At 51.0% G+C, this 2,359-nt stretch carries 2 protein-coding genes; both read right to left on the bottom strand.

What is annotated here, in order from left to right; genetic code table 11:
• Window positions 1-119: 119 nt before the first annotated feature.
• Window positions 120-551, bottom strand: coding sequence for a protoporphyrinogen oxidase HemJ (gene hemJ / locus D6694_12560; GenBank protein ID RMH38343.1), 432 nt, complete (start codon window positions 549-551; stop codon window positions 120-122).
• Between the two features lie 2 nt (window positions 552-553).
• A partial coding sequence (feoB, locus tag D6694_12555) for a ferrous iron transport protein B (GenBank protein ID RMH38342.1) occupies window positions 554-2,359 on the bottom strand: 1,806 nt, incomplete at its 5' end.

Genomic DNA, 2,359 nt, shown 5'->3' with positions numbered 1-2,359 from the left:
TCGGAAGCTGAAAGACCGGCACCAAAAGACTGATACAGACCCGGCCTAACGCGTTGGTCTTTGCCCACTAACACAAACCGAAGCACAGGCTCACCCAACAGCAAGCCTGTGCTTCACGATCAGAAGGGTTTGACCACTGCCAAAATCACAATGACGATTAACGGGATAACGGGGATTTCATTCACAATACGAAAAAATCGCTCACTATGCCGATTTTGCCCTCGGCGAAACGCATGTAACCAACGCCCACACAGCACATGGAATAGGATCAATACCCCCACAAAAACAAGTTTAACGTGCAACCAGCCATTGGCTTTGACCCACTCTGCCCCGTATGCATGCATTAAGCCCAATCCCAATAAAATCGTCAGTACGGCGCCAGGCGTTGTGATGTAATAAAAAAGTTTGTACTCCATGGTTTGAAACATGGCGTCCGCGGCGTCGTCTGTCACCTGCGTGTGGTAGACGAAAAGCCTTGGCAAATAAAACAGTCCGGCAAACCAGGTCACCATAAAAATGATATGAAATGCTTTGAGCCACAATAATGTCATGATTAACCGAACCTCACGTTTATCGGAATCTGACCAGAACGGTGTGATCGCCAGCGTAACGCCAGCACAAACAATATCACGGCCGATAACATCGTGGCGATCCAGAAAATGGACTGTACAGGATGCGCTGGCAACATCGCCGCTTGATAGAAGATGACTGCGACGGCATAAGCCAACAATGTCGTCCACGCCACAGACAGCAATGTCCAGCCGCCATTGGATTCTCGAAAGATGGCGCCGACTGTGCTGGCACACGGAATGTATAACAGGACAAATAGCATATAGGCAAAGGCCCCGATCGTTCCATCAAACCGATGTTGAAGCTCGGTGACGGTCAGCACCTGAACCTCCTGGCTTTCTGCTGCTGCCAAGGGATCATCAACTTCTTGTACCGCGCTAAGTCCCAATGGGTCGGTCAAATTAGCCATGGCTTCTGTCAAATTCTTCGGAACAGTTTGCCACGCTGCCGACAATGCCGCAGACAAAGAAAACGCCTCTGACGAAGTTTCATTGTCTCCTTGTTCAGCACGACCCATGCTGCTGTACAGCGCATCCAAAGTCCCCACCACAACTTCTTTGGCAAGCACGCCTGTCAATAAACCAACGGTGGCAGGCCAGTTGTCCTCTGTCACGCCCATCGGATGCAACACCGGCGTAATGGCTTTGGCTGTCTGGCTCAGCACTGACCGCTCTGTATTTTCATTGCCAAAAGAACCATCTGTGCCCAACGAATTCAGCACATTGATGACCATCACCATCACAACAATAATTTTACCCGCACCGGAAACAAATCCTTTCAGCTTCATCCAAGTGTTGATCAGAACATTACGCAATACCGGTAACTGGTATGGGGGCAGTTCCATCACCAAGTCCTGAGCCGCGCCCCGCAGCAAAGTCTTTTGCAATATCCACGCGGTCAATGCCGCCGCAATGATGCCAATCAGATACAACAAAAATACAACATTAGTGCCTTGGTGAGGAAAGAAAACGACTGCAAATAACGCAAATACCGTCAGCCTTGCACCACAACTCATGAAAGGCGCCATCATCAAAGCGGCCAGCCGTTCGCGCTCACTGTCCATGGTCCGTGTCGCCATCACTGCGGGCACGTTGCAGCCAAAACCAATAACCAAGGGCACAAAGGCTTTGCCCGAGATGCCTAGACGACGCATCAGCGCGTCCATGACAAAAGCGGCACGGGCCATATAGCCTGTCTCTTCCAATATCGTCAGAAACAGATATAAAGCACCGATTATGGGAATAAAACTGGCAACCACCTGAAGACCACCGCCTAAACCATCGGCCAAAAACGTGGTCAGCCAGGCTGGCAGCTCCATGGCCTGATACCACACTCGGGCTTGTTCAACAAATATGGCCTGCGCGCTCAAGTCGAAAAAGTCGACCAAAGCCCCACCAAAATTGATAGAAAGCAAAAACAGCAAATACATCGCTGCCAAGAAAACGGGAATGGCCGTCCAGCGCCCCAATACAATTCGGTCGATCCGATCCGTCCACCTAAGCAAACCTGTATCGCCAACATGACTTTCGACCTGCGATGCCAGCCCCTCAGCATACTGTGCTCTGCGCTGGTCGAGGACAAGCGCGTGTTGTGCCGACACATGGCCCGACAACAACGCCAAGTACCATTCGCGACCGGATAACTCGGTGTCACACCAATAGGGTGGTTGCCAAGGTGAAACGTCCACGCCCATCAGTCTCTCTTGTAAATCCTTTAGTCCGAGTTGTTCTCGTGCGCTGATGGGTATCACTGGACATCCCAGTAACTCAGACAACGCATTCACATCGAC

It is taken from the genome of Gammaproteobacteria bacterium (assembly GCA_003696665.1).
Lineage (GTDB): Bacteria > Pseudomonadota > Gammaproteobacteria > Enterobacterales.
The sequence above is the reverse complement of the archived record's forward strand: the minus strand, read 5'-3'. Positions and strand labels throughout refer to the sequence as shown.

Bases quoted from the DNA above. Each gene is read 5' to 3' on its own strand.
- hemJ (RMH38343.1), bottom strand. From the start codon at position 551: ATGACATTATTGTGGCTCAAAGCATTTCATATCATTTTTATGGTGACC.